Genomic DNA, 25,277 nt, shown 5'->3' on the forward strand with positions numbered 1-25,277 from the left:
CGCAGAACTCCCACAACACCCACACAGCACCACCACCTAGGCCCCAGGAGTACGACTATGAACGAGCCAAAAAACCGCCGCGTTGCCGTGATCGGCCTCGGCGCCATGGGCGGCGCAATGGCCGCCACCCTGCACAGGGCGGGCTGGAGCGTCACAGGATTCGACCCGTCCGAAGCCGCGAGAAAAGCTGCCGAGAAAACCGGCATCACCACCACCGGCAGCCTGGCCGCCGTCGCCGGCACCCCCTATGCGGTCCTGTCCCTGCCCGCTGCCAGCATCGTCGAAACCACAGTGCCGCAGCTGCTGGCGGACCCCGGAACCGTGGCCATCATTGACACCACCACCTCCGAACCGGCCACCAGCCAGCACATGGCCCGGCTCGCGGAAAGCAACGGCGCCGCCTTCGTCGACGCCCCCGTCTCCGGCGGCCGGGACGGCGCCGCCACGGGCACGCTCAGCGCCTTTGTCGGCGCCACGGATGCCGCCCTGAAAGCCGCCAAACCCGTGCTGCTCGCGCTTACCTCCGGGAACTACAGCCATATCGGCGGTCCGGGCAGCGGCAACGTGGTCAAGCTCCTCAACAACGTCCTGGCCGCGGCCAACCTCGCTTCCGTGGGCGAGGCCCTCGGCGTAGCGAAGGCGTACGGCATCGACCCCGCCACCGCAGCGGCGAGCATCAGCGGCGCCTCCGGCGGCAGCAAGGTCTCAGCCAACATGTACCCCAACTGGGTGCTGAGCGGCACCCACGATTCCGGCTTCTCCATGGGCCTGATGGCCCGCGATGCCGCCCTCGCCGTGGACGTCGCAGAACAGATCGGGGAAAAGCCTGAACTCCTGGCCGCCGTCGCCAGCCAGTGGCAGGATGCCTTGGCAGCGCTCGGGCCGACCGCCGATTTCACCGAGATCGCCCGCACCGTGGCCCCCGCCATCACCCCCGCCGGCGCCCCCGCCTCCAATCCCGCAGCCTGAACGTCCGGCCGCCTGACGCCCCAAAGGAACCAATATCTTGAGTATCACCACAGCACCAACATCGTCCTCCGCAGCCACCGCCAAGTCAGTCCTGGACGCCGCCTTCCCGGCCGGTCTCGGCGCCTTCGTCGACGGCCGCGTCGCTACCGGCGGCGGTGACAGCATCACCCTCACTGCCGCCGCAACCGGCGAACCTTTCGCCACCTACGCGGACCCCGGCGCTGAGGGCGCCGACGCCATCCTGCAAAGCGCGACGGCGGGAGCCGCCGCCTGGGGACGGCTGAACGGCTTCGAGCGGGCCGCCATCCTCCGCAATGTCAGCCGCGCCGTGGAGCGGCACGCCGAGGAACTCGCCATCCTCGAATCAGCCACCACCGGCAAGCCCATCCGGGACGCGCGGGCGGAAGCCGCCAAGGTAGCGGAAATGTTCGGCTACTACGCCGGCTGGGCGGACAAGCTCACGGGCCAGACCATCCCCGTGCCCGGCAACTGGCACACCTACACCGAACGCGTGCCGTGGGGCGTCGTCGTCGCCATCACCCCGTGGAACGCGCCCCTGTTCACGGCCGGCTGGAACTCCGCCGCCCCGATTGCCGCTGGCAACGCCGTGATCATCAAGCCGAGCGAGTTCACTCCGGCCTCCTCGGTCCGGCTTGCGCAGATCGCCCATGAGGCGGGCCTGCCGGCAGGCGTGTTCAATGTGGCCGCAGGCCTGGGCCAGACGGTCGGCGCGGCGCTGACCACGGACCGCCGCGTGGGGAAGGTCAGCTTCATCGGCTCCGTCCCCACCGGCCGCCGGGTCGCGGTCGCTGCGGCCCAGACCGGCATCCCGGCCCTGCTGGAACTCGGCGGCAAAAGCGCCAACATCGTGTTCGCTGACGCGGATCTGGAGCGTGCCGCAGAAGGCGCCATCTCCGCCATCTTCTCGGGCGCCGGACAGTCCTGCGTGGCCGGCTCCAGGCTCCTGGTGGAGCGCAGCGTGCACGCGGAATTCGTGCAGATGGTGGCCGCCAAGGCTGCCCGGCTGCGGGTGGGCGATCCGCTGGACACAGACACCGAGGTGGGCCCGATCATCACGCCGCAGCAGTTCGCCACGGTCAGCGGCCTGATCGAAGCAGGCATGTCCGACGGCGGCCGCCGCCTCACGGAAGCCGCGTTGCCGGAAGCCCTGAGCGGCTCAGCCTTGAAAGGCGGGCACTGGGTGATGCCCACCCTCCTGGACGGCGTCACCCCGGAGAACCGCCTGGAAACCACAGAGGTCTTCGGCCCGGTGGTGGGTGCGGACGCGTTCGATTCCGAGGCGGAGGCAATCGCCCGGGCCAACAACACCAGCTTCGGCCTGGCCGGGGCAGTGTGGACCTCGGATGTGTCCCGCGCCCATCACGTGGCCCGCGAGGTCAAGGCCGGCACGTTCTGGATCAATGCGTACAAGACCATCCACGTGGCGGTCCCGTTCGGAGGTTTCGGGGATTCCGGCCACGGCCGCTCCTCCGGCCCCGGCGTCCTGGACGAGTACACGCAAACCAAGGCCGTGTGGGTGCCCACTCGCTCCGCCGGCTCCCCCTTCCCCTCGCTGTCCTACTAGGAGATTCATGCATACGACTAACACAACCACAGCGGCAGATCAGCTGCGCGCTGCCCTGGCGGACGGCGTCGAGCGCTGGAAGCCCCGGGTGGAGGCACTGGCGAAGGACATCCACGGGTTCAAGGAGGTCTCCTTCGAGGAGGTCCGCTCCGCGGAGGCCATCACCGCCCTGCTGGCGGAGGCCGGCTTCGAGGTGGAGCGCGGCACCGGCGGCCTGCCTACCGCTTTCACCGCCTCGGCAGGAAACGGCGATCTGACGGTCGCATTGTGCGTGGAGTACGACGCGCTGCCGGGGATCGGGCACGCCTGCGGGCACAACCTGATCGCCGGCGCGTCCGTCGCCGCCGCCCTGGCCCTGCTGCCGCACGTGGACCAGCTGGGCATCACCCTCAAGGCCATCGGCACCCCCGCGGAGGAGCACGGCGGCGGCAAGGCCCTGATGCTGGAGCGGGGCGCGTTCGACGGCGTGGGCCTGGCTCTGATGGTCCACCCGGTGCAGGACGGGGTCACCTACAACCCGGCCGGCACCAGCGCGCAGGCCGTGGGCCGGTACAAGGCCACCTTCACCGGGAAGGCAGCCCATGCCGCGGCGGCACCGCACTTGGGCGTGAACGCCGCGGACGCCGCCGTCCTCAGCCAGGTGGCGATCGGCCTGCTGCGCCAGCAGATCCCCTCCGACCACCGGATCGCCAGCTACGTGGCCGAGGCCGGGCACGTCACCAACATCATCCCGGAGAAGGCAGTGGTGGAGTTCGAATGCCGGGCCTTCACAATGCCTGAGTTCGAGGCACTGCTGGAACGGGTGCGGCGCTGCTTCGAAGGCGCGGCGACCGCCACCGGAACCACGCTGGCGTTCGAGGACACCGAGCCGCTGTACGAGCCGCTGATCCAGGACGACGACCTGGCCGCGCACTGGACCGCGGCCATGGACGTGTTTGGCAAGGACACGTCCCCGGCGGCCGGCCTCAGCGGCGGGTCCACGGACATGGGCAATATTTCCCAGGTCATCCCGTCGCTGCATCCGTGGCTGAGCATCCCCGGCGCGGACGTGCCCATTCATTCGCACGCGTTCGCGGCCCTGGCGGACACTCCCCCGGCGTACGGGGTGATGTTCGAGGCAGGCACCGCGCTGGCCTGGACCGTCGCCGCGGCCGCCACAAGCCCCACCCAACGTCAACGCTTCACCCACGCGGCGTACCGCCGTCGTACTCTCACCCAGGAAGGCGCATCATGAGCACTGTCACCACAGCCCGGACCGACACGGCCGGCACCCGGCTGACCATCCCCATTGCCGCTTTGGCGTTCGTGATCGCCCTCGCCGTGCAGTTCATCGGCCAGGCCAAAATTGACCTGGGCATCGGCGCCATCATCATCTTCCCCATGGTGTGGGGCCTGATCCTGGGCCTGCTGGTGTCAGTCCAGAAATTCAAGCCGCTCGGCATCGACCTGCAGCGTGTTGCCGCCGCTTTGGTGGGCGTGGCCGTGCTGCTGCTTGTGGCGCGGCTGGCGTTCAACATCGGCCCCAGCCTCCCGACCCTGCTGAAGGCCGGCCCCGCGCTGCTGCTGCAGGAGGTGGGCCATCTGCTGGGCACCATCATGCTGGCGTTGCCCCTGGCTGTTCTTCTGCGGATGGGCAAGGCCACCGTGGGCGCCACGTTCTCGCTGGACCGTGAACCGTCCTTTGCCATGGTGTCCGAGAAGTACGGGCCGGACTCAGACCAGTACCGCGGTGTGCTGGCCATGTACGTGTTCGGCACACTGTTTGGCGCCGTGTTCATCACGCTGCTGACATCGCTGGTGGCCAACTGGAAGATCTTCGACCCGCTAGCGCTGGCCATGGGCGCCGGCGTGGGGTCAGGGTCCATGATGGCCGCGTCCGCCGCCAGCATCACCGCCGCCTACCCGGAGGACCAGGAAGCGATCCTGGGCATGGCCGCCGTATCCAACCTCATCACCACCGTCCTGGGCGTCTATGTTGGCATTTACCTCGCGCTGCCGCTGGCAGACAAGTTCTACAAGTTCCTGACCCGCAAGCAGGAGAGCCGCGAGCTGGTTGCAGCCGGAGCCGCCGGGTCAACCCGCAGTGCCGCGGACGTGGAGCGCGAGGCGGCGCAGGAGGAGGAAAACCGGCGGTTCCGTGAGCGGGTGGCCGAGTCCTCCGCCGAGATCAAGCTGCCGCTGTGGCTGTCCCTCTCCGTCCTGACCGTTCTGGGGATCGGCACCGCTGCGGTGGCAGCCAAGGGGCTCAGCCTGTCCATCGTGGTGGGCTACGTCATCCTGCTGGCGCTGGTCCTGGTCAGCATCGGCCTGGCCAGGGTCACCAGGAAGATCTCCGCCATCGTGTTCATCACCACCATCGGCGCGTACATCTCCAGCCCGTGGTTCTTCGGCGCCGGGGCACTGACCGCCGCGGTCAAGACCGTGGACTTCCTCTCGATCGCCACGGTGATGCTGACCCTGGCCGGCCTGTCCCTGGGCAAGGACATCCCGCTGCTGAAGAACATCGGCTGGAAGATCATCCCGGTGGGACTGGTGGCCATCACGGCCTCGTTCCTGCTCTCCACGGTGATCGCGGAGTTCGCGCTGGGATTCTGGAACTGAGGTAGGTTGCGGGCCGCCGTGGTAGCGGCCTGGGCGGAGCGGACGACGGCGGGTGGGAACCTGCCGTCGTCCGCTCCCCTTCGCGTCGGGTCGCTGCCGGTGGACCGGCTGGCGAGCGTTTCCGTGGTCGCTGATACAGCGACGGCAAGCCCGCTGCTTCTTCACCGGTTTGCCGATCGTGGACCTTTCGTCAAGCGGTACTCTGCGTACGTCATCAGATGCAGCAATAAGGGCCTAGCCTGCGCCACGAAACCTTCCGGATCAACCTTGACCATCTGCTTAAATAGTGGCGACGGCTGACAACAGCCTTAGGGCAGGATAGTAGCCATGACTTCCCAGATAGCATCCGAACACCCGAAGTGCCGCCTCCTCAGGGACGAGGAAATGGCTCAGGGACTAAATGTCGGACTGCCACTTGTCAGAACGCCACTCCGCACCGGAGAGCTGCGCAGGTTTGACGATGGCGGACGCGGAATGTGGCGAACCGTTTCCCAATCTCTGGCGGCCGACAAAAGCCCGGCTCACGAGACCACCGCGGAGCGGATAGCCACCGGCGACATCGCTGATGAGAATGGGTTCGAGTAGAGCATGGTCAGATCCGCCTCGAACGCAGAGGGCATAGCCGCGCCAGTCGGCAATCTATTCGGTTCCCTGACAGCCGCTATCGCCGGCCAGGCGATCGCTGGCCCCGAGGGGGCAATGACAGGCGCGATCATCGGGCCCATCCTCGAAGAAACAGGCCGCACGGTACTGTCTCGAGTCTTAGGTGCCCGTGACAGGCGCCGCGTCGAATCGGCCGTAGTCTTCGCTACCTCCGCTGTGAAGCGCAACCTCAGTAATGGAATGAGCATCCGGCAGGACTCATTCTGGGAGGCCCGCGGTGGTTTCCCTCCACCAGCGCAAGAGACCTTTGAAGCCGTTCTCATGGCAGCCCAACGAGATCCTGAGGAGCGCAAATTGCGCTATTTGGGAAATGCCTATGCATACATTGCTTGCGATCCGGCCATGACGCCCTCGGCCTCCCATTGGCTCATCAAAACGGCCGAAGCTCTAACTTGGACGCAGCTCCAGCTTCTTTCGATGGTGGCCAGCCTCGAGGAGCTGAACACTTCCGGGATCATACTTGGAAAAGGTGCCAATAACTGGGACAGCGTGTCACTGCATAAGGAGCTCTTAGACCTCGGGTCCAGATACTTTATTCACGGGGGCTACGAAACCCTAGAAAATGGCATCGAAGTACCCTCATCCGCTCTGCCGACTCAGCGGCTACTAAACCCTGGAACGCTAATTTTCGGAGCTTTACGTTTAGCGGATGTTCCTCACTCCGACCTTGAGGACATCGTGGCTCGACTTCGCCGCCCGATCTCACAGGCAGCCGAAGAGACCCCACCGGATAAATCTCGGTAGACCTCAAGGTCGCGTGCAGGAGATCTGACTTGAGGTCGGATGGGCACCAGGCGCTGACCACTAAAGTCTCATAACCGGCGTTGGTCGCGTTGAAAACAGAATCTGACGCTACTAACTGCATTGCCAGTCCTTGAACCTCCCCCGCCGCGAAGCCTTATGGCGCGCTCCATCGAAGCGTGCCGGGTGTCTCCTCTGAGAGCCTCCGAATCTGCTGCCAAGCCAAAGTCATTTATCTAGCTACAAACCCCACAGCGGCTAATTAGCTTGGAAGCTACGAAGCCCCCTCCCTCGGCCGAGAAGAACCACGAAGAGGTCGGCCCTGCCAGCCCAGCCAAAGGGGGTACTTCGGAGGTAACCAGCACAAGAAGATTCCGGGTGGCCAAATCGCGACGTTGTGCTTCCAAAATATCCCGTGGCGACATCGAAGGACGTTCCTCCATCTACTACTCGGTCCGTCAGGAGCCCGCCGTAGTCCTCAAAGTCGACCATCCAGACGCAAAGGACGTCATTAGGATAAGTTCAGGCTTCGCGAGTGTCGTCCCAAGCGGATCATGCCGTACTTCACTCCTTCATCGGGTCCCCCGCCTGTTCGTCCGGGCGTTGGCGGTGCAAACGTGGTCGTGATCTGCATTGCGTCGTGAGGGTGTCGTTCACTATGCGTAGGGCCTTGCGGGCTGAAATCCTCGCTCAACTTTGGGCTAAAATTCGTCAGTGCTGATTTCGGAATCCTTTGCTGGCCTTGTAGCTCAAGTCTTTCCCACGCTCATGATCGCCATGATTTTGGAAGGTAGAGTCATGCCCAGGACCAGAAAGATAAACAAACCCGTCTTTTAGGCGGTGACAAAGCTGGCCTTCCAGAGCGTCAGATATGCAGCAGTCTTCGGGGCGACTCTTTCGACGTTCATGTGCCTGACGGTGGCTTCAGGTGCGATATCGACGCCGATCATAGAGATAACCGTTTGGATTTCCGTGTTCCTGCTGGGGGTCTCTTTCGCTTTGACCGTGGGCACCATGGCCTATGACCACTGTCACATTGCTTTGGAAGAGCTGCAAACAGCTCGAGCCAACAAGAGTTCAGAGAAAGTCGAAAAAGCTCTGACAACGATGTCAGGTGTCAGCTGAGTGCTTCGTCCTGCTCGTTTTCACCTGCGACGCCCTCAGCGCTTACAGAGGACAAAAGAAGGCCTTCACGCCGAAATGCGCCGCCGCGCTGGTCCAGCGCGACAAGAGGTGTGACCCAAAATCGCACTTGCCCCGTGGCCACGGCGGATAAAAGCAAAGGTGCTGCGTTCAATGTCGAGCAGCTTACTCGGGAGCTGTGCTCCCTGCAGCCGCACAGCGGGAGCCACGCTGTTGTCCCTGCTGGTCATGACCGCCCCCGCATCAGCCTCGCTGCGGTGGCCTCCTAAACGTCGACGCTGGGTGCCGGCTTGCTTACTTCCCCGCGTGTAGGCGCGGGAATTGCTGCTTGAAACCGAGAGGCATGGTTGGCCGCAGTGCCGCTCTGTGTCGTGTCGCATCGATAACGTGGTCAGAGAACTAAGCGATTGCCATCTGGCAGAAAACCGATGAGACACAAGCCTCGGAAGTTTGTCGTTACGGGACTCCGTGACTCACTTACTGCGTGCCGATAGCGGGTATTTTTCAAACTAGCCACAGGGTGCGACTGACCCATGGAATTGGGTCAACAAAGGCGGCCTGGATTCAACTCCCAACGCCGGGTATGGATGGGTCGGTTGCGAAATACCCCAGTCCCCGTCAGCTTCCGGATGCCACCGCCAGCACGGCGTCTCGCAGACGGTGATCGTTCTGAGACAGCCCGTTGATGACCTCACCGAGGCTGACGCCTGTCTGCACGATCCGCACGAAGCCCTGCTGACCCGCGGTCCTAAGCGTCACGAACACTCGCGAGTAGTCAGGGTCGGACACCACCACTGGCGTCCGCTCGTTTTCCACGACGGCAGTGGGCCCGAACACGAGGAGGATCGTCGGCTGCGTATCAGCGCGGCGCATAGCGACGCACCACTCCCATTTTCCGGCGAGCCTCGCCTCGACCTTCGTCACCGGCCCGCTCTCTACCGTCTCGTTCACCTGCTCCGTCAGCGTCGTCTGTGCAAAGCTGCGCAGCCCGGCCTTAACAGCGGCTAGGGTCCTGCGGCTGTCCTCCAGCTGCCGCCGCGCATGCTCGGCGATGAGATCGGCGAACTCCTGGGCGGCACGATCCTGCGGCCGATATCCGTAACGTGCAGACTCTCCGGTCTCGCACATGGCCTTGATGAAGGAGATCTGGTCGTCGAGGTTCACTGCCGCCGGTCCTTCCACGAAGTGGTCAATCATCTGCTGGATAAAGAAAAGCTGCTCACGATGTCGCTGACGCCACGACGGATCGCGATTAACGTATGCGTGGAGGTCCCCTAGAACCTCGGCATAGGTGACGACAACAGCCTGTTCCCATCCATATTGCTGGCGGTGGGTCTCGCGGCGGTGGCAGAGGAGAACGACTGCGGCCGCTCTCCCGGGCCCAACAGCGTGGGCGAGGTACCGGTTGTAGTCGTGACCGTGCCCATCGGTCGTCGCGTAGTTCTCGACGACGACGGCGGCATCCTCTCGCGAGAGGAGGAGGTCGGCGATGTCCATGCCGGCCTGACCGCCAGCGGCTTCCTCGTCTCCTCTGGTGTCGACTTCCTGGGCCACGCGGTAGCCGGTGGAGGGCAACTGCTTGTCAGCCGGCAGCTCAGCGTTGATTCTCTCGAGGAAGATGCGCTGGAAGGCATCGCCGAGTGCGTGAGTCGCATCGGTGGCAAGCAGCCAGGCGAAGACGTTGGACAGTTGCTTCTCGTGGGTGCCGTGGTGCATCACCCGGAAGACATTGAACTCCTCGGCTAGGCTCCGGGAGAGCGTGGGCACGAGCGCCGTGACGAAGCCACTCATGTCCGTCGATAGTTGCGCCATAGCCTGATGCTAGATGAATGGTCGCCAAATAGAGCGGCCGGCGCGGATAGCGCCAGGGTCCGGCATAAGGTCTCTCCAACGTGATCGCGCGGGTGGAAAGCCGATGACACCTTCCTCGGCGTGCGGCGACATGTAAGGCGGCCCTCTCGATAGTGGACTCGTTGATCCTTTAGCTGCGTGTCCTAAACTTCCGCCACCGGGGCCGCGAACTGGGCCTCGTACAGCCGCGCATACGCCCCGCCGGCCTCCAGCAGTGACGCGTGCGTCCCCTGCTCCACGATGCGGCCGGCCTCCATCACCAGGATGAGGTCGGCGTCGCGGATGGTGGAGAGGCGGTGCGCAATGACGAACGAGGTCCGGTCGGACCGCAACGCGCTCATCGCTTTCTGCACCAGCACCTCGGTCCGGGTGTCCACAGACGACGTGGCCTCGTCCAGGATCAGCACGGACGGGCGGGCCAGGAACGCCCGGGCGATGGTCAGCAGCTGCTTCTCGCCCGCCGAGACGTTACCGCCCTCGTCGTCGAGCACCGTGTCGTAGCCCTGCGGCAGCGACTTCACGAACCGGTCCACGTACGTCGCCCTCGCCGCCTCCAGGATCTCCGCCTCCGACGCATCCGGCCGGCCGTAGGCGATGTTGTCCCGGATGGTCCCGCCGAACAGCCAGGTGTCCTGCAGCACCATGCCCATCCGCGAGCGCAGCTCGTGCCGGGACATCAGGGCCACGTCCACGCCGTCGAGCGTGATCCGCCCGGCGTCGAGCTCGTAGAAGCGCATCATCAGGTTCACCAGGGTGGTCTTGCCCGCCCCGGTGGGCCCCACAATCGCCACGGTCTGCCCCGGCTCCGCCACCAAAGAAAGCGAGGAGATCAGCGGCTTGTCCGGCGAGTACGCGAAGGACACGTCCTCGAACACCAGCCGCCCGCGCGTCGTCTCAGGCTTCAGCGGCACATCCGGGTCGGTGAGCTGCTCCTCGGTGTCCAGCAGCTCGAACACCCGCTCGGCCGACGCCACCCCGGACTGCAGCAGGTTCGCCATCGAGCCCAGCTGGGCCAGCGGCTGGGTGAACTGCCGCGAGTACTGGATGAACGCCTGCACATCGCCCAGCTGCATCGCCCCGGACGCCACCTGCAGGCCGCCCACCACGGCGATCCCCACATAGACCAGGTTCCCGATGAACGTCATGGCCGGCATGATCAGCCCGGAAATGAACTGCGCGCCGAAGCTCGCCCGGTACAGCTCCGCGTTCTTCTGCCGGAACGTCTCCTCCACCTCGGCCTGCCGGCCGAACACCTTCACCAGCGCGTGCCCGGTGTACGTCTCCTCGATCTGGCCGTTCAGCTCGCCGGTGTTCTTCCACTGCGCCACGAACAGCTTCTGCGAGCGCTTGGCAATCAGCGCCGTCGTCACCAGGGTCAGCGGAATGGTCACCAGCGCGATGATCGCCAGCGTCGGCGAGAGGATCACCATCATCACCAGCACCCCGGCCACGGTCAGCAGCGAGGTGACCGCCTGGCTGATGGACTGCTGCAGGCTCTGGGAAATATTGTCGACGTCGTTGGTCACCCGGCTGAGCAGCTCGCCGCGCTGCACGGTGTCGAAATAGCGCAGCGGCAGCCGGTTGATCTTCGCCTCGATCCGCTCGCGCAGCCGGTACACGGTGCGCTGCACCACGCCGTTGAGGATGTACGCCTGCATCCACATGAACGCCGACGCCAGCACGTACAGCGCCAGCGCCCACAGCAGCACCGAGGCCAGCGCCGCGAAGTCGATCCCGGCGCCGGGCGTCAGCGTCATGGCGCTGAGCATGTCCGCCTTCTGGGTTTCCCCCGCCGCCCGCAGCTGCGCGATCAGCTGCTCCTGGCTCACCCCGGCGGGCAGGTCCCGGGACACGACGCCGGCGAAGATCAGGTTGGTGCCCTCCCCCAGCAGCCGCGGCCCGATCACGGAGAACGTCACGCTCACGACGGCGAGGAGCAGCACCAGCGTCAGCCAGAGCCGCTCGGGGCGGAGTTCGCCCAGCAGCCGTTTCGCGGACGGGACGAAGTTCAGCGCCTTCTCGGCCGGGACGTTCATCCCGGCGAACGGACCGCCGTGGCCGGGGCCGCCGCGCGGCCGCGGAATCCGCAGCGGGGCGTCCCTGCCGGCGCCCGGGGCGGCCAGGCCGGAGGCCGAAGGACCGGAGGTGGCGCCGCCGGTACCGCCGGCACCCGGGCCGCCGCCCGCCGTCGGCCGCTGGGATTCGACCTTGCTCATGCCGCCTCCTCCGCCGCCAGCTGGGAGTTCACAATCTCCCGGTACGTCTCCGAGGTCTCCAGCAGCTCCCGGTGCGTGCCGTGCGCCACGATCCTGCCGTCGTCGAGCACCAGGATCTGGTCCGCGTCCACAATGCTGGAGACCCGCTGCGCGATGATCACCAGGGTGGCCCCGGCGGTGTGCTGCTTGAGCGCCTGCCGCAGCCGGGCGTCCGTGGCGGTGTCCAGCGAGGAAAACGAGTCGTCAAAGATGTACAGCTCGGGCCGTTTCACCAGCGCCCGGGCAATGGCGATCCGCTGCCGCTGTCCGCCGGAGACGTTGGTGCCGCCCTGCGAGATGGGCGCGTCCAGCCCGCCCTCCATGGCGCGGACAAAGTCCTCGGCCTGCGCGATGGCCAGCGCCCGCCAGAGTTCGTCCTCGGTGGCGTCGGGTTTGCCGTAGAGCAGGTTGCTGCGGACCGTGCCGGAGAACAGGTAGGGCTTCTGCGGGACCAGGCCGATGTGCCCCCAGAGCAGGTCCGGGTGCAGCTGGCGGACGTCCACACCGTCGATCAGCACCGTGCCGGAAGTGGCGTCGAACAGCCGCGGCATGAGGTTCACCAGGGTGGTCTTGCCCGACCCGGTGGAGCCGATGATCGCCGTCGTCTGCCCGGCGCGGGCGGTGAAGCTGACATCGGAGAGGACCGGCGCCTCAGCACCCGGGTAGGCGAACCCGACGTCGCGCATTTCCAGTTCGCCGCGGGCGGCGCCGGCGAGGCTGACCGGCTGCGCGGGCGGCCGGACGCTGGACTCGGTGCCCAGCACCGCGCCGATCCGGTCCGCGGAGACGGCGGCGCGCGGGATCATGATGGCCATGAACGTGGCCATCATGACGGACATCAGGATCTGCATGAGGTAACTCAGGAACGCGATCATGGTGCCCACCTGCATGGACCCGTCCTCGATCCGGAACGCGCCGAACCAGATCACCGCCACGGAGGAGACGTTCAGCACCAGCATCACGGTGGGGAACGCGAGCGCCATCAGCCGGCCGGCGCGCAGCGCGGTGTCCGTGACGTCCTCGTTGGCGCGGCCGAACCGGGCGGTTTCGATGTCCTCGCGGACGAACGCGCGGACCACGCGGATGCCGGTGAGCTGTTCGCGGAGCACCCGGTTGACCGTGTCGATCCGGGTCTGCATCAGCCGGAACAGCGGCACCATCCGGGAGATGATGAGCCATACCGCCAGCATCAGCACGGGGACGCTGACGGCGATCAGCCAGGACAGCTGCAGGTCCTGCCGGACGGCCATGATGACGCCGCCGATGCTCAGCATGGGCGCGGTGACCATGAGCGTGGCGGACATGAGCACCAGCTGCTGGACCTGCTGGACGTCGTTGGTGGAGCGGGTGATCAGGCTGGGCGCGCCGAACCGGGACACTTCCTGCTCGGAGAATTCCGCCACCCGGGTGAACACCGCCCCGCGCACGTCCCGGCCCATCGCCATCGCGGCGTTCGCACCGAAGTACACGGCGGCGATGGTGCAGACGATCTGCAGCAGCGTGACCAGCAGCATCACCCCGCCGGTGCGCAGGATGTAGTCCGTGTCCCCGCGCGCCACGCCCTGGTCGATGATGTCCGCATTCAGGGTGGGCAGGTACAGCGAGGCGATGGAGGCGGCCAGCTGGAAGACGACGACGGCGAGCAGCAGCCCGCGCTGCGGCCGCAGGTATTCGACGAGCAGTTTCCAGAGCATCCGTACTCCCAGCCACGGGTTCCGCCGAGTAATCCGAAGGTCAGTTTACGTCCGGGGGCCGGGTTGGGAACGGGTTCCTCTCAGGGCGGACCCGTGGCGGGCGCCGAGCGGGGCCCGGTTTGGCAGCGTCGCTCTATGAAAACCACTGTCGATCGGGCGCACCAGGGTGAACAATGACGGGATGAAGACAATCGAGTGGTGGCCGAATCTAGACTCCGAGGCACAGGCGTGGCTGATTGCGAACAATGGCGACGTCATTCCCCCGGACGTGGTGGACAAGATCGCGGCCGCCGGCGGCGTTGCGACACCTGGCGCCTGGTGGCTCGGTGAGCAAGGACCCGAGGGTATTTACCTTTCCGACGAGGCAGTCGATTGGATCGAGACGACAGCCAACGGCGAATGAACTCAGGAGCGCGGGGCCCATGAGTGAAGCATCTAGGTCGGGTTGATGATCACGGAGTCTGCGCCACACGTGAGCCGGAGGCGCCCGTCCAGATCGACAAGGTGGCAGTCCCGGTCCTTGACTCGCGGGAAACCAGCCAGATCGTCAGCTTGACGGTTCATGACGTAGTGAAACCGGTCGTACTTGGTATAGATCACCACGACGTCGCCATCGAAGCCGTCCTGGGTCACGAGTACGGATTGGCCGGTGGCGGCTGTCAGTTCGACGTCGTCACCGATACCCATAGCGGCTAGAAAGGCGAAAAAAACGACCACTGCCGAATACGGCGCCGCGAGGATGGCGACAGCGCAGGCTGCCCAGCCCACGCTTCGCCTCAGCCGTCGTCTGCGGATGCGGCCGATCAGCGCGGAGGCAAGCAGGATCGAGCCCACGGCGCCTCCCAGCAGACTCACCAGCTGAATCCATCCAGTTATCGCGGAGCCGGAAACACCTTGGTAGAAGAACACGACCTGCCGGCCAGCGGAGTCCTGGGCGGGAACGGCCCAAATTGCCGTTGCCCACCAGAAGGCGAGAACGCCCAGGGCAATAAGCGCCGCGCCCCAGGCTTCACGCCGCGTCATTCGTCGTCCGCCTGGGACGGAATCGGAACAAAGATCAGTTTCGTGCTCCCCCAAGTCAGCAGTTTCTTCTTCGCCGATCTTAGCCATGAGTTGGCCAAGCCCCGGTTCAGAGGTTGTCAGCCCACAAGTGCTCCGAGGTCTCACACAGCGCTGACGAATGCCAACCTCCAGCCTGTGCCAGTGTTCGACTTGAGGCGTGACCGTGGATGATCAGCCCAGGCCCTGCAGCGAGATGGGAGACTACGTGGATGATTCGTGCTCTGAACTTACCCGTTCCCCTCCAAGTAAAAGCCCGGGAGTTCACCCTGCGCAGAGCCATCGACGACGACCTTAGCGCGCTGATGCGCCTGCTTGCGGACGACCCCATTAGCGCAGCGAGGGGAGATCAGGCCGACAACTCTGACACCGCCGCCTACCAGTCCGCGTTGACGGAGATAGTCGCAGATCCAGCCAACGAGCTCCTCGTCGTCGTCAACGAAGCAAACGAATCCATAGCGACCATGCAGCTCACCCGCATCCCTGGCATGGCCCGGCGGGGGTCTACCCGGCTTCTGGTTGAAGCCGTCCGGGTTCGCAGTGACACCAGGTCAGCAGGTGTCGGATCTGCCATGATGCGCTGGGTCACCGACAGTGCAGCCCCCGCGATGGCAGCGTCGCTGGTCCAACTCACTTCCGACGAGGCACGTCAGGACGCCCACCGGTTTTACGAGCGACTGGGATTCGTTGGATCGCACCGCGGTTTTAAGTACACGGTGGGATAGATCCGCCACCCACTTCACCCGTCATCTATGCTCGCGTGGGCAGGGATCCTCCGCATGGCTACAGGCGCTGGTTGCCCTTGAAGACGGGTTCGGTATCGGTTTTACTGTTGGCAGTAGCGGCTGGAGTTCGTGGCTGGTGGTTTCCGGCGCTGAGACTGAACCACAAGTGGAGGGCCCGAACATGGACATGCTGAACAACGAAGAGATCGCCAAGGCCGGCCTGGCCGACTGGCGCAAGTTGGCCCAAGGACTACACGCGCGCTATCTAGTCGATGACTTCGGCGTCGGTGCCCGATTCATCACGGCGGTAGGCGAGGCGGGAGATGCGCTTGGACATTTCCCGACCGTGTCGATCGGGAAAGGCTACGTTGACCTCAAGATTGTCAGCGCCGACGCCGTCTACCGCGACGGCGAGGGCACGGAACACATCGTCGAATGGGTGACCCGGCAGGACGTCGACCTCGCGCACCGGATCAGTAAGATCGCCGTCGAGCACGAAATCGGCGCCAACCCTGCCGCGGTCAGTGTTGTCGAACTTGGTCTCGATACGTCCCGCTCTGCGACCATCGCGCCGGTGTGGGCTGCCCTGCTGACCGGGGACGCCGAGGCCCAAGGACACGGATCGCCCAGTGACGAAATCAGGGACGCCACCGGGCGTGTACCGAACCTGTGGTTTGGGAATGCCGGGGGCAAGAGCGGCCGAGCCAGCGGTTCCACGTCGAGGTCTACGTGGCGGCCGAAGTCGTCCAGCAGCGAATCGCCGCTGCCGTCGCCGCGGGCGGGACCGTAGTCGATGACAGCGGCTCACCATCGCTCACCGTGATCGCCGACCAAGACGGCAACACCGGAGTTCTGTGCGTCGCCTAGTCCCCCCGCTACATCCTGTCTTGACGTCTATTCGACGCGTCCTTAAGACGACCCTGCGGAGAGCGGGCTAACCACCTCCCGTTGACGTACCCCGCCGGGACCATCCGGCCGTGTCTGAGGGGGCTGTTAGACCAAAGCTCCGGCGATCACCGAGCCGGCCGCGAGCAAACCAACTATGATCACAGGCGCGTTCCACCTAGAGACAACGGCCTCATGGGTGGAGCTGAATCCGGCGGCGCGGGCTTCCTGCCAGGCGGCGACGATGGCATCACATCCGGTCTTCGTCTCCGGCTGGCTGATCCGTTCGTTACTCGGAAGTGCGGCGAACGGACGGCTCTTAAGGTCCACTTGGTGCTGGAATCCGGAGCCGAATGCCGACGGCGGTGTCGGCGCGCCCCAGCTCACGTACTTTTTGCCGGCCGCCCAGATAAGCGCGGTGAACCGGACCTCGATGTCCGTGGCGGCACCAAACGGTATCCGGTGGTCGCTCCAACCATTGACCACCTCAAATCCGGAGCTGTCGACACGTAGGCAGGGCCGCCACTGTGACACGTAGGCAACCCAGGACAGAAGAGCCAGCCAAGGTGCAGCGCGCGCCGCGGAATCGAGATCTCCGGCAGCCAACAACCACGTCAGAGTCCCGGCGGCGCACATCCACACGCCCGCAGCAACCGGTCGGGCCGATGCAGGCCGGTGGGTTACGGTCGGAGGCGCCGTCGCAGGACCCGAGCTGCCAGGTGCCTGTCCCCTGATCGGGCCCCTATTCGATGTCTGCAATGGTCCCCCTCCATGCCCGGGCGTCCTCCCGATGAGAGAAACCTACCCCAGCGAATCATGGTGTGCCCGGAAGTGTCCCGCCGAAGGGTCCTTTAGCGGCCGCGCCAAGAACCGGGCAAACGAGCCCACGCCGCGTGCTAAATGGTGGGTCGAGTCCGGTAAGACGTCTACCGGCCCAAGACGCCCGGTGAACAACCGGCTTACGGGCGGTCTGCAGTTGAGCCGCCATCAAGTGCGGTCACCATATGATCCATTGGTGACCGCCCGAATCCGCTTCGCGACACCGGCCGACTACGCCGCAGTCGAGACGATCGAAAACGCTGCCGATCGGCTTCTCATTGATTGGCTGCTTCCTGAGAAGTGGCCGCCGGCCCCGTCCGGCGCTTCGAGAGCGTCAGAGCCCGGATACATCCTGGTCGCTGAAGCGACCGACACAGGCGCTGTCGTGGGTTTCGTGCACGTCATTGAATCAGACAAGATTGCCCATCTAGAGCAACTTTCGGTCTTACCCGAATATGGTCGTCGCGGATATGGGCGCATGCTGGTTGACGCCGCGAAGGAAGAGGCCCGCGGACGGGGGCATACCCGGTTGACCCTGCGTACGTATGCCGATGTCCCCTGGAATGCGCCTTTCTACTCGAGAGCCGGTTTTGCGGAAGAGGCCCCTTCGACTGACTTCCACCGCAAACTGGTCCATGTTGAAGACGGCCTCGAGCTTGCCAGGTACGGGCGTCGCGTACAGATGGTCGCAGTGCTGGAGTAGTTCCGGCCCATCCGTCCAGAGCCCGCTGAACGATCCCCTACGGCCGCCGTCGTCACGCGACGCGCCGCTTCAAGGCGTGAGGAACAGTCTCAGCCGTGATGGCCCACACTGTCCTAGAGGAACGGATGGATACTCTGGGGGCGAATATCACGTGACGACCATTGGCGCCGACCGACGGGGCACTGGCAATTGGGCCGGCGTCGGCCGCCCGTACTCACAGAGCTTTGCGCACTTATGCGCCGGGGCAATTGTGCCGTTGCTGGACGCGGCAGAAGCGGTCTTAGGCAGACTCGCAGGTTGCCGTTTGGCGGACGTGGGGTGCGGAACCGGGAACCTCACGGCCCTCGCCATTGGGCGGGGTGCTGAGGTGACCGGCGTCGATCCCGACGTCGGGATGCTCGCCTTGGCCCGTGAAATGGCGCCGCAGGCAGACCTGCTCGTGGGGGCTGTCCCGGCCCTGCCTCTTGCCCCGGCTACTTTTGACGCGGTGATGGCAAATTTCGTCGTCAATCACGTGGGCGACCCCCGAGCTGCCGTGACTGACCTCAAGCGGGTCTGCCGGCCGGGTGGCGTCGTCGCTGTGACGATCTGGCCCTCCGAACTCTCGGCCATAAACGAGCTGTGGTCGGACGTGGTGGAAGCCAGCGGGGCAGTTGCCGTGGCGCAGCAGCGACTGCCCGCGGATAAGGACTTTGGCCGCACCGAGCAGGGATTGCGTGAACTGCTTGTGGGTGCCGGGCTGGACGAGGTGCAGACGGAGACACTCGCTTGGGACTTCGCCATCGCTGCTGAGGATCTGTGGGCCGGCCCGGCGGGCGGCGTCGGTGGAATCGGCAAGATCGTCACCAGCCAGTCGCCGTCGATGCAGTCCGCAATGCGGCAGGAATACTTGCGCCTTGTCGCGCCGATGACCAGCGGCGGAGAAGTGGTGTTCCCTGCCGTTGCCCTGCTCGGCCTTGGGCGGGCCCCTCAGCCGGAGCCGCGTGGGTGACGGCATCAGCATGACCAGCCTCATTGACCGTATGATCCCGGCAGGGCAGGCTGTGAGGACATCGACGACGGGGACACGATGACATACCGCCACATGTGGGCCGCCATAGCGCTGGTGCTTGGGTTCGCTCTTTCCGGGTGTCAGCCTGCTGCCCGTTCAGAGACGGTCGAATCCTCCGCAGCAAGTGAGCCCAGCCCCTCATCCTCTGAACTCACGGCGATCATCCAGGCTGCTGTTGAGGACCGCAACGGCACCGTCCTGGACACTCCCCCGGCTCCACGGCTCGCCGAGACGCAGGCGACGGCGGCGTACCTGGCCAAGCTTGCGCGCGACCTTCCAGTGGTGGCCCGGTCAAAGGCCGGATTCAAATCAAAGGGTTTTTGGTACACGGACTTTTCGACGGAAATCACGGTGGAATCCGTGGAGGTGGCCGGGTCGACGGCGAGCGTCCATTTCAACGAAGTGACCGAGGAGCACCAAGCCTCGGCGGCGAACGGGCCCAGCAGCGTCCCCTCGGTCTACGCGGTTCCGCAGCTCGCCACGTTCCGGGCGTCCGCGGATGGGTGGCAGCTGGACAGCATCGTCCCCTCCTTTGAAGGGGGCGGCTTGCCGATGTCCATGGTTGGAGGATGAGGTCTGAAGATCCTCAGCAGGGCACAGGGCGCCGGCTGGTACTGTCTTTCGCCGAAGCCCTGCTTCGCCAGGAGGTCAGAAATTGAGCAACTGGGTTTCGCTGGAACCATCGCTGTAGGTCACGTGCACGGGCACGCCCTGGTCAACCGCGTTCTGCAGCTCGTTCCCCGGAAGCCAAAAAGCGAATTGGCCCTTCGACACGGTTGCGACCACGCTCACCTTGTCAGCGGTGGTGTAGGAAAGGCCAGTGACATCGGTTCCCACGCGCCCTGATGCAATAGAGATGGGCTCGTCCGCGATGGTCCCAGTTCCGAGTTGAGTAGCAGCGATACCTCGGGCTGGAAGGGCCGTGGCGTTAGTTGGTTTACCGATTGAGCCAATCATCCCTTTGCGGAACCAGGCTGCCGACGCATCGGTGGTGCACGTCGCTTCAAAACCGTCACGTCCGCTGAGGACGACCGTAACCCAGACGCCCCGCCGCTCGGCAATGGCCACTTCCGCCGCGGAAAGGTCGGCGGAATACATGCCTCCACCTACGTTTTGTTTCGAGTTACGGCAGTCTGAGACAGCGTCGTCGCGTTCCGAGCCAGTGAGTGTCCCGGGTGCTGCCGTCCACGTCGCGAAGGCAGGGTCACCACCCGAGAGTGCCGGCATGATGACAAATCCAGCTGTGACTGCCGCTGTTAGGCCTGCAAGAGCTATGGCGCGTCGACGGCGGTGAGTCCTGGGTTTTCTGGGGTCATGGCTGATTTGCATGGTGCTGTTGGAGCCAATGACCTGGTGAGCACTGAGTATGCGGTCCAGGTCCGCTTTTGCCCGCACAGGGTCCGGCCTTGAGCCTTGTTCTGCGGCGTCCATGGAGCGCAGAAGTGTGTCGATTCGCTGATCACTTTTCATAGCGTTGCCGCCTTTTCAGGTGATGCCGCCGAAGTCTCGGAAGCATGAGGGGGGAGGTGGTCAAGGAGGAGCCGCAACGCCCGTCTGGCGCGACTCAATCTCAGGCGGAAAGCCACCGGGGAGATTCCCAGAACCTTGGCTGCCTGCGGCGCGGCTAGGTTCTCAAACACAGCGAGTCCCATGGCCTCCTGGTGAACTTCCGAAAGAAGCTGCCACGCGCGGTTCAGATCTACCCGATTACCAACCAGATCGGCATGCGAGTCGCTGAAGAATTCAGTTGTTGTTGCAGCCAGCCGAACGCCGAGCGCCTGACGCCGTTGTTCTCCACGGCGGGCATTCAAAAGGAGATTCCGCGCGATCCCAAAAACCCAGGCTCGGGCATCACTTTCATTCCCTGGTGCTTCGGAGAAGCGTTTCCAAACGACGAGAAAAGCCTCTGCAACAACGTCCTCCGCACCTGTCGGTTCCGTACGCCGCTGAACAAACCTCAAAAGGTCGGGGTATGCGGATTCGTAAAGCGACCGGAAGGCGTCCGCCCTATCAGGGGCCCTCGTTAGATGACTCATACTCTGTACCTGTCCGCTGCCTGCCGAAGTGTGTCGCTGAAGACCGAACAATTTTGGCAGGCTCTTATTAGCCGGGACCCGAGCCGCGATTCTCGCACCACGAACATAAAGCTATGAAGTCCGGGCACCAGATCCTCAATCAACCTGCGTCTTAACGCGATGGGGATTAGCCTGCCACGGGGCGTTTCTAGCTGTTGCCTCTTTCCAGTATTCGGCCGATAACGCGGGCTGCTTCCGGGTATGCGCCAGGGTTGGGGCCGGAGTAGTTGAGGCGTACAAAAGGTCCTGTTGGCTCTGCGGGGAACCATTCGTTTCCGGGTGCAACCAGGACGTTATTTGCCTCGCACTCTTGAGTGAAGGAGGGCAGGTCTGTGGTGTCGGGGAGCCGGACCCAGAGGTTCAACCCCCCGGGTGGGACCGCCGCGAATTGAGCGAGCGGCGCGTGCTGGCTAAGGCTGTCGACGAGCAGATCTCGGCGGGATCGGAGTTGATGACGGAGCCCGCGGAGGTGGGTCTGCCAACCGGGGTGAGTGACGATGTCCAGGGCAGCGGCCTGCAGGACGCCGCTGACGTACATGGACGTTGCGGCCCTGTCCGCGATGATCCGTTCCCGTGCCGGTCCGCGCGCGATGATCGCGGCTACTCTGAGGGCTGGCGACACGCTCTTAGTCAATGACCGGATATAGACGACGTGCCCGTTGTCATCCTGGGCCGCTACCGGTGCCGGGCCGGTGGTGATCCCGAAGTCGTGGGCCCAGTCATCCTCAATGAGGAACGCCCCGTAGGTCCTGGCCACGTCGAGTATCTGACCTCCGGTCTCAGACGACCACTGGGTTCCGGTGGGATTGGCGTAGTTCGGTTGAACATAGAACGCTCGGGCACCGGTTTCTTCGAAAGCCTGGGCGACGTCCTCCGGGTCAGGGCCCGTAGGGCCGGAGGCGATCGGGACCAGGCGTACACCTGCCTGTGCGGCGGCGAGGATCGCGCCCCAGTACGAAGGGGACTCGATCAGCAGGGGCCGGCCATCGGTGACCAAGGCACGGAAGATCGAGCTGAGCCCGCTTTGACTGCCAGGCAGCACGATCACGTCACCGGCCAGGGGCGGAGTCACTCCAACGGGGGTGGCTGTAGCCAGTTCGGAGGCAAACCACGACTGCAACTCCGGCAGACCGGCCACAGGGGAACGCGTGAGCGCGGCGTCACTGCGTCCTGCCCGCGCAAGTGCAGCACGGACGAGGCGTTCAGGCAGGAGCTCCCGGTCGGGGTATCCGCCATGGAGAGAGATCGCGTCTACGGGTGTGGGCCGCATCGTGGCCGGCGACGTGGAGAATCGGTTGCGTGGGGATCCGAGTGCGGCGGTCTGCCAGCCGAAATCAGAGGGCTTGGCGGTGCGGACGGCCCGAATGAAGGTACCCACTCCGGGCCTGCTCTCAATCAGTCCCAACCCGGTCAGGGTGCGCAGCGCTTTCTGTACGGTGACGGGGCTGGCCTGGTACCGGGACACCAACGAGCGGGTGGACGGCAGTTTCGCGCCGGCAGGAGCACCCGCGATCCACTCCCGCAGGGCTGTCACGATCCTCGTACTGCTATCGTTGGTCATGAACCCTAATAATAGCGCTATCATCAAGAAGCTGTCCGTGCTACTGACTTCGCGGGCCGGACTCGCCTGGGGTTTGCTCGGCGTTCTCGCGTTCTCCTTCACCGTCCCCTTCACCCGTGTAGCAGTCGGCGGCCTCTCACCTCTGTTCATCGGATCGGGGCGGGCAGTGATCGCCGCTGCCCTCGCTATCGCAGCACTGGCTCTGACTCGGCAACGGTTCCCTATCGGCGGCCAGTGGATCCGGCTGGCCGTCGTCGCCGGCGGTATCGTCATCGGGTTCCCGCTCCTGACCTCCTTCGCCCTTACGACAGCGCCTGCCAGTCACGGCGCGGTGGTGATCGCGCTCCTGCCCGCTGCTACTGCCGTCATGGCGGCAGTCCGTGGCAAGGAACGACCCCCCATCTCGTTCTGGATTGTGGCGGCTGGCGGCACCGCCGTGGCGATCGGGTTCGCCGCGCTGCAGGGCGGTGGCCTCGCCCACCCCACCTCATCCGACCTGTTGCTCTTCGCGGCCGTCCTGGCTGCTGCCATCGGATACGCGGAAGGCGGCCTGCTCGCCCGCGAACTCGGGGCATGGCAAACCGTCTCATGGGCACTCGCGATCGCGTCCCCGCTGATGCTCGGCCTGACGGTCACGGCCGTTGCGCAGCAGCCACCCAATGGGACCCCGAGCGAGTGGGCCGCGTTCGTCTATCTGGCTGTGGTGAGCATGTTCCTCGGCTTTTTCGCGTGGTACCGCGGGCTCGCCATCGGCCCTATGGCACAGGTCAGCCAGGTACAACTCAGCCAACCTGTCCTCAGCATTCTCTGGGCCGTTCTCCTTCTCCACGAACAACTCACCTGGGCCACAGTCCTGGGAGGCGCCGCCGTCATCCTCTGCGCCGGCGTCGCCGTTCGAGTCCGGCGCACCGGCCCTAAGCCGACGTGGTCCGACTTGGCATTCACCCGAACTTCGTCCATTGCCCTTCGGAGACCACCTCGACGGAGCCGTCAACGACCTTGATCGCTGTCTGCTCGTCGATGGCATAGGAAGGAACTCCGATATCAGCGGCCCACCGCTCTGCGTGGGCCGGCGTGTTGGTCGGGAAGGCGTCCAGGTGCGGGAAGATCGAGAAGTCCACCACCCCGAGGGTCCGGTCATCCGGCGCGGACGGCCACTCGACGAAGTACTTCCCGATCCGGGGCGTCATCACCATGCTTCCGGCACTCACTCCTACCCACACCTTGTCGGGGAGCGACGGCAAAAGCTCGGCCAGCCCGGACTTCCGCATCCAGTGGCACAGGTACGTCGCGTCGCCGCCGTCGACCAGGAGCACGTCGGCTTCCCGGACCCACGGGACCCACCGATCCGCGCCGATGGTGGGCAGCGCGGTGAGCTCGAGGACGCCCAGGGATGCCCAGCCGAGGCCGGACAAATGTCGGGAGCCGGGCCCGGCGGCCAGGAGGCCGCGCACCGACGTCGGCCCGCACATCGGGTGGCCCCACTGGGCTGTCGGGATCACCAGGGCGTGGCACTGGTCGACCGGCTTGTCGAGAAGCTGCACCAGCGCGGCATGGATGCTCAGGTTCGTCACGCCGCCTGATGTAAGTAAGAGCTTCACAAATACCCCCAAATGTTCGCGCGCCGGCCCGTCCGGCTGGCGCCAAGCCCTTCAATAAGGACACACCCAGAGAGAGCTTGTCCACAGTGTGGCATGGACAGACTTATGCTCTCTCACATGCTTCCACTTGGATTCTTGGATATCGCAGCCCTGGACCCCGCCCGCTCGGCCGCTTTTTATGAGGGGGTGCTCGGCTTCGAAACGAGCGCCGGGGGCCACACACGCTTCCGGACGGAAAACGTCGAAGGAGGATTCCCGGACCTTGAAAACGGTTTCGCACCGGTGGTGGGGGTGCTCAAAGCAGGCGACATCGTCCCTTATTTCGAGCCGGAGGATCTCGACGCCGCCCTTGAAAAAGTGGTCGATCTGGGCGGAAAGGTCCTTCTTCCGCCCGTCGAAAGTGCGCCCGGACACTACGTCGCCATCGTCACTGACCCTTCAGGGGCGAAGATCGCATTGACCCGTATTCAGCGCTGAATCGGCCCAGCCGATCCCGCCGCACCAGCGGGAGCCACCAGGGCGAAGTAGCCCGGCACCCGTTGCGGGTGACCGGCGGGGTTCATGGCGACAACCTCGATGTTGACCGGCCCGTCGGCGAGGATGCACCAGTCCGTTTCGGGGAAGACTGCCAGCCGTTCACGGGCGCCGAAGCGTCCCGGGCGGGGCAGGTTTTCCAGCGCCCGCTGCAGCTGGCCGGGCACATGCTCACTGGTCGCACCAAGTTCCGCCAGGTACTCCAGGCTGTTTCCGGGGAAGTTGGTTTCCGCCAGAAACACCCGCCCCGTCGTTCCGGCTACCGTCTTGAGGTTTTCCACCATCGCGGCCTGTTTGTTGGGTTTCAGGACGTGAAACACCCCGCGGACAAAGACGTTCGCGGGTCCCCACTTATTCAGGAGGACGTCCCCGGCACCCTCCTGTGTGGCGTCCAGTACGGTGAAGGAGCAATTGGGGGTGTTCCGGGCTTCCCGTGTGGCCCTGGCAATGGCGCCGGCGGAGACGTCGACGCCGATCACCTTGGGAAAGAGCGTGGCCAGCCACCGGGTGTACGTACCGTTGCCGCAACCGACGTCGATGACGGGAAGTGCCGGGTCAAAGTGCGCAAGGACCAGGTCCGTGTACTGCCGGCGTTCGGCCGGGGAGTCTGAGTCCCAGAGGACGTCGCCGTCGTGACCGGTGTTTTGGATGCCGGTCCAGTACTGTTCCCAGGCGATATGCGGGTTTCGGGGGGCGCGGGAGGCCAAGCGCACAACCGTAGGGACGAGCAGCATCCGGTCCCAGAGTTTCGACATGAAACCA

At 64.9% G+C, this 25,277-nt stretch carries 24 protein-coding genes and 1 pseudogene; 15 read left to right on the top strand and 10 right to left on the bottom strand.

All coding sequences use genetic code 11. The features are described from left to right. Positions 1–51: 51 nt before the first annotated feature. The 6 genes and pseudogenes from AR539_RS16995 to AR539_RS19420 form a co-directional block, all read left to right on the top strand. Positions 52–969: pseudogene (locus AR539_RS16995) on the top strand (NAD(P)-dependent oxidoreductase); the annotation flags it as partial. Positions 970–1,006: 37 nt separating this feature from the next. Further along, a complete protein-coding gene (locus AR539_RS17000) occupies positions 1,007–2,554 on the top strand; it encodes an aldehyde dehydrogenase family protein (RefSeq protein ID WP_066439489.1) in 1,548 nt (515 codons plus the stop codon). A gap of 7 nt (positions 2,555–2,561) precedes the next feature. Next, complete coding sequence (locus AR539_RS17005) at positions 2,562–3,788, top strand: amidohydrolase (RefSeq protein WP_066439491.1); 1,227 nt, start codon at positions 2,562–2,564, stop codon at positions 3,786–3,788. Further along, complete coding sequence (locus tag AR539_RS17010) at positions 3,785–5,155, top strand: DUF3100 domain-containing protein (RefSeq protein ID WP_066439492.1); 1,371 nt, start codon at positions 3,785–3,787, stop codon at positions 5,153–5,155. Before AR539_RS17005 ends, AR539_RS17010 begins: the two co-directional genes overlap by 4 nt. 819 nt (positions 5,156–5,974) lie before the next feature. After that, positions 5,975–6,562, top strand: a complete 588-nt coding sequence (locus AR539_RS19415; protein WP_157361040.1) for a hypothetical protein — start codon at positions 5,975–5,977, stop codon at positions 6,560–6,562. Positions 6,563–7,399: 837 nt separating this feature from the next. After that, on the top strand, positions 7,400–7,684 hold the full coding sequence (locus tag AR539_RS19420; RefSeq protein WP_157361041.1) for a hypothetical protein: 285 nt from the start codon (positions 7,400–7,402) through the stop codon (positions 7,682–7,684). 636 nt (positions 7,685–8,320) lie between these two features. Here the strand turns inward: AR539_RS19420 and AR539_RS17020 are convergent. The 3 genes from AR539_RS17020 to AR539_RS17030 form a co-directional block, all read right to left on the bottom strand. Then, positions 8,321–9,514, bottom strand: coding sequence for a PD-(D/E)XK nuclease family protein (locus AR539_RS17020; RefSeq protein ID WP_066439496.1), 1,194 nt, complete (start codon positions 9,512–9,514; stop codon positions 8,321–8,323). 182 nt (positions 9,515–9,696) lie between these two features. Continuing rightward, on the bottom strand, positions 9,697–11,769 hold the full coding sequence (locus tag AR539_RS17025) for an ABC transporter ATP-binding protein (protein WP_082699421.1): 2,073 nt from the start codon (positions 11,767–11,769) through the stop codon (positions 9,697–9,699). Then, entirely contained in the window at positions 11,766–13,502 is a 1,737-nt protein-coding gene (locus AR539_RS17030) for an ABC transporter ATP-binding protein (RefSeq protein WP_066439497.1), read from the bottom strand. Before AR539_RS17030 ends, AR539_RS17025 begins: the two co-directional genes overlap by 4 nt. 181 nt (positions 13,503–13,683) lie before the next feature. Here AR539_RS17030 and AR539_RS17035 point away from each other — a divergent pair, with 181 nt between their 5' ends. Further along, the gene (locus AR539_RS17035) at positions 13,684–13,905 is read left to right on the top strand and encodes a hypothetical protein (protein ID WP_066440132.1); all 222 of its coding nucleotides are present in this window, start codon (positions 13,684–13,686) and stop codon (positions 13,903–13,905) included. Between the two features lie 32 nt (positions 13,906–13,937). Here the strand turns inward: AR539_RS17035 and AR539_RS17040 are convergent, their stop codons facing one another. Continuing rightward, complete coding sequence (locus AR539_RS17040; protein ID WP_157361042.1) at positions 13,938–14,612, bottom strand: hypothetical protein; 675 nt, start codon at positions 14,610–14,612, stop codon at positions 13,938–13,940. Positions 14,613–14,773: 161 nt separating this feature from the next. Between AR539_RS17040 and AR539_RS17045 the strand changes: the two genes are divergently transcribed. From AR539_RS17045 to AR539_RS19865, 3 genes are all read left to right on the top strand, one after another. After that, entirely contained in the window at positions 14,774–15,286 is a 513-nt protein-coding gene (locus AR539_RS17045; RefSeq protein WP_066439502.1) for a GNAT family N-acetyltransferase, read from the top strand. Between the two features lie 166 nt (positions 15,287–15,452). Next, entirely contained in the window at positions 15,453–16,076 is a 624-nt protein-coding gene (locus AR539_RS17050) for a 4a-hydroxytetrahydrobiopterin dehydratase (RefSeq protein ID WP_331457497.1), read from the top strand. Further along, the gene (locus AR539_RS19865; RefSeq protein ID WP_331457498.1) at positions 16,016–16,153 is read left to right on the top strand and encodes a hypothetical protein; all 138 of its coding nucleotides are present in this window, start codon (positions 16,016–16,018) and stop codon (positions 16,151–16,153) included. Before AR539_RS17050 ends, AR539_RS19865 begins: the two co-directional genes overlap by 61 nt. A 126-nt stretch (positions 16,154–16,279) precedes the next feature. Here the strand turns inward: AR539_RS19865 and AR539_RS17055 are convergent, their stop codons facing one another. Beyond that, complete coding sequence (locus tag AR539_RS17055) at positions 16,280–16,777, bottom strand: hypothetical protein (RefSeq protein ID WP_197410660.1); 498 nt, start codon at positions 16,775–16,777, stop codon at positions 16,280–16,282. Between the two features lie 409 nt (positions 16,778–17,186). Here AR539_RS17055 and AR539_RS17060 point away from each other — a divergent pair, with 409 nt between their 5' ends. The 3 genes from AR539_RS17060 to AR539_RS17070 all read left to right on the top strand — a co-directional run bounded on the left by AR539_RS17060 (position 17,187) and on the right by AR539_RS17070 (position 19,317). Next, positions 17,187–17,693: a GNAT family N-acetyltransferase gene (locus tag AR539_RS17060; protein ID WP_066440133.1), complete on the top strand. Its 507-nt coding sequence runs from the start codon at positions 17,187–17,189 to the stop codon at positions 17,691–17,693. Continuing rightward, positions 17,626–18,684, top strand: a complete 1,059-nt coding sequence (locus AR539_RS19750; protein ID WP_082699423.1) for a class I SAM-dependent methyltransferase — start codon at positions 17,626–17,628, stop codon at positions 18,682–18,684. Before AR539_RS17060 ends, AR539_RS19750 begins: the two co-directional genes overlap by 68 nt. Positions 18,685–18,762: 78 nt before the next feature. Then, on the top strand, positions 18,763–19,317 hold the full coding sequence (locus AR539_RS17070; protein WP_157361044.1) for a hypothetical protein: 555 nt from the start codon (positions 18,763–18,765) through the stop codon (positions 19,315–19,317). A 75-nt stretch (positions 19,318–19,392) separates the two neighbouring features. On the opposite strand, the gene AR539_RS19755 is transcribed toward AR539_RS17070, so the two are convergent. From AR539_RS19755 to AR539_RS17080, 3 genes are all read right to left on the bottom strand, one after another. Then, positions 19,393–19,842: a hypothetical protein gene (locus AR539_RS19755; protein ID WP_231728646.1), complete on the bottom strand. Its 450-nt coding sequence runs from the start codon at positions 19,840–19,842 to the stop codon at positions 19,393–19,395. Positions 19,843–20,210: 368 nt separating this feature from the next. Next, a complete protein-coding gene (locus tag AR539_RS19150; RefSeq protein ID WP_082699424.1) occupies positions 20,211–20,780 on the bottom strand; it encodes an RNA polymerase sigma factor in 570 nt (189 codons plus the stop codon). Positions 20,781–20,967: 187 nt separating this feature from the next. Continuing rightward, positions 20,968–22,380 carry an aminotransferase-like domain-containing protein gene (locus tag AR539_RS17080; protein WP_066440134.1) on the bottom strand — a complete coding sequence of 471 codons (1,413 nt, stop codon included), beginning with the start codon at positions 22,378–22,380 and terminating at the stop codon, positions 20,968–20,970. Here AR539_RS17080 and AR539_RS17085 point away from each other — a divergent pair. Then, on the top strand, positions 22,379–23,383 hold the full coding sequence (locus AR539_RS17085; protein ID WP_082699425.1) for a DMT family transporter: 1,005 nt from the start codon (positions 22,379–22,381) through the stop codon (positions 23,381–23,383). The two genes, AR539_RS17080 and AR539_RS17085, sit on opposite strands and share 2 nt — an antisense overlap. Here AR539_RS17085 and AR539_RS17090 read toward each other — a convergent pair. After that, positions 23,322–23,981, bottom strand: a complete 660-nt coding sequence (locus AR539_RS17090) for a Type 1 glutamine amidotransferase-like domain-containing protein (RefSeq protein WP_066439514.1) — start codon at positions 23,979–23,981, stop codon at positions 23,322–23,324. The genes AR539_RS17085 and AR539_RS17090 overlap by 62 nt on opposite strands. A 117-nt stretch (positions 23,982–24,098) precedes the next feature. Between AR539_RS17090 and AR539_RS17095 the strand changes: the two genes are divergently transcribed. Next, on the top strand, positions 24,099–24,458 hold the full coding sequence (locus tag AR539_RS17095; protein WP_157361045.1) for a VOC family protein: 360 nt from the start codon (positions 24,099–24,101) through the stop codon (positions 24,456–24,458). Here the strand turns inward: AR539_RS17095 and AR539_RS17100 are convergent. Beyond that, positions 24,449–25,270, bottom strand: a complete 822-nt coding sequence (locus AR539_RS17100) for a class I SAM-dependent methyltransferase (RefSeq protein ID WP_066439519.1) — start codon at positions 25,268–25,270, stop codon at positions 24,449–24,451. The genes AR539_RS17095 and AR539_RS17100 overlap by 10 nt on opposite strands. Positions 25,271–25,277 lie beyond the last annotated feature (7 nt).

The sequence above is a fragment of the Arthrobacter sp. EPSL27 genome, assembly GCF_001512305.1.
GTDB lineage: Bacteria > Actinomycetota > Actinomycetes > Actinomycetales > Micrococcaceae > Arthrobacter.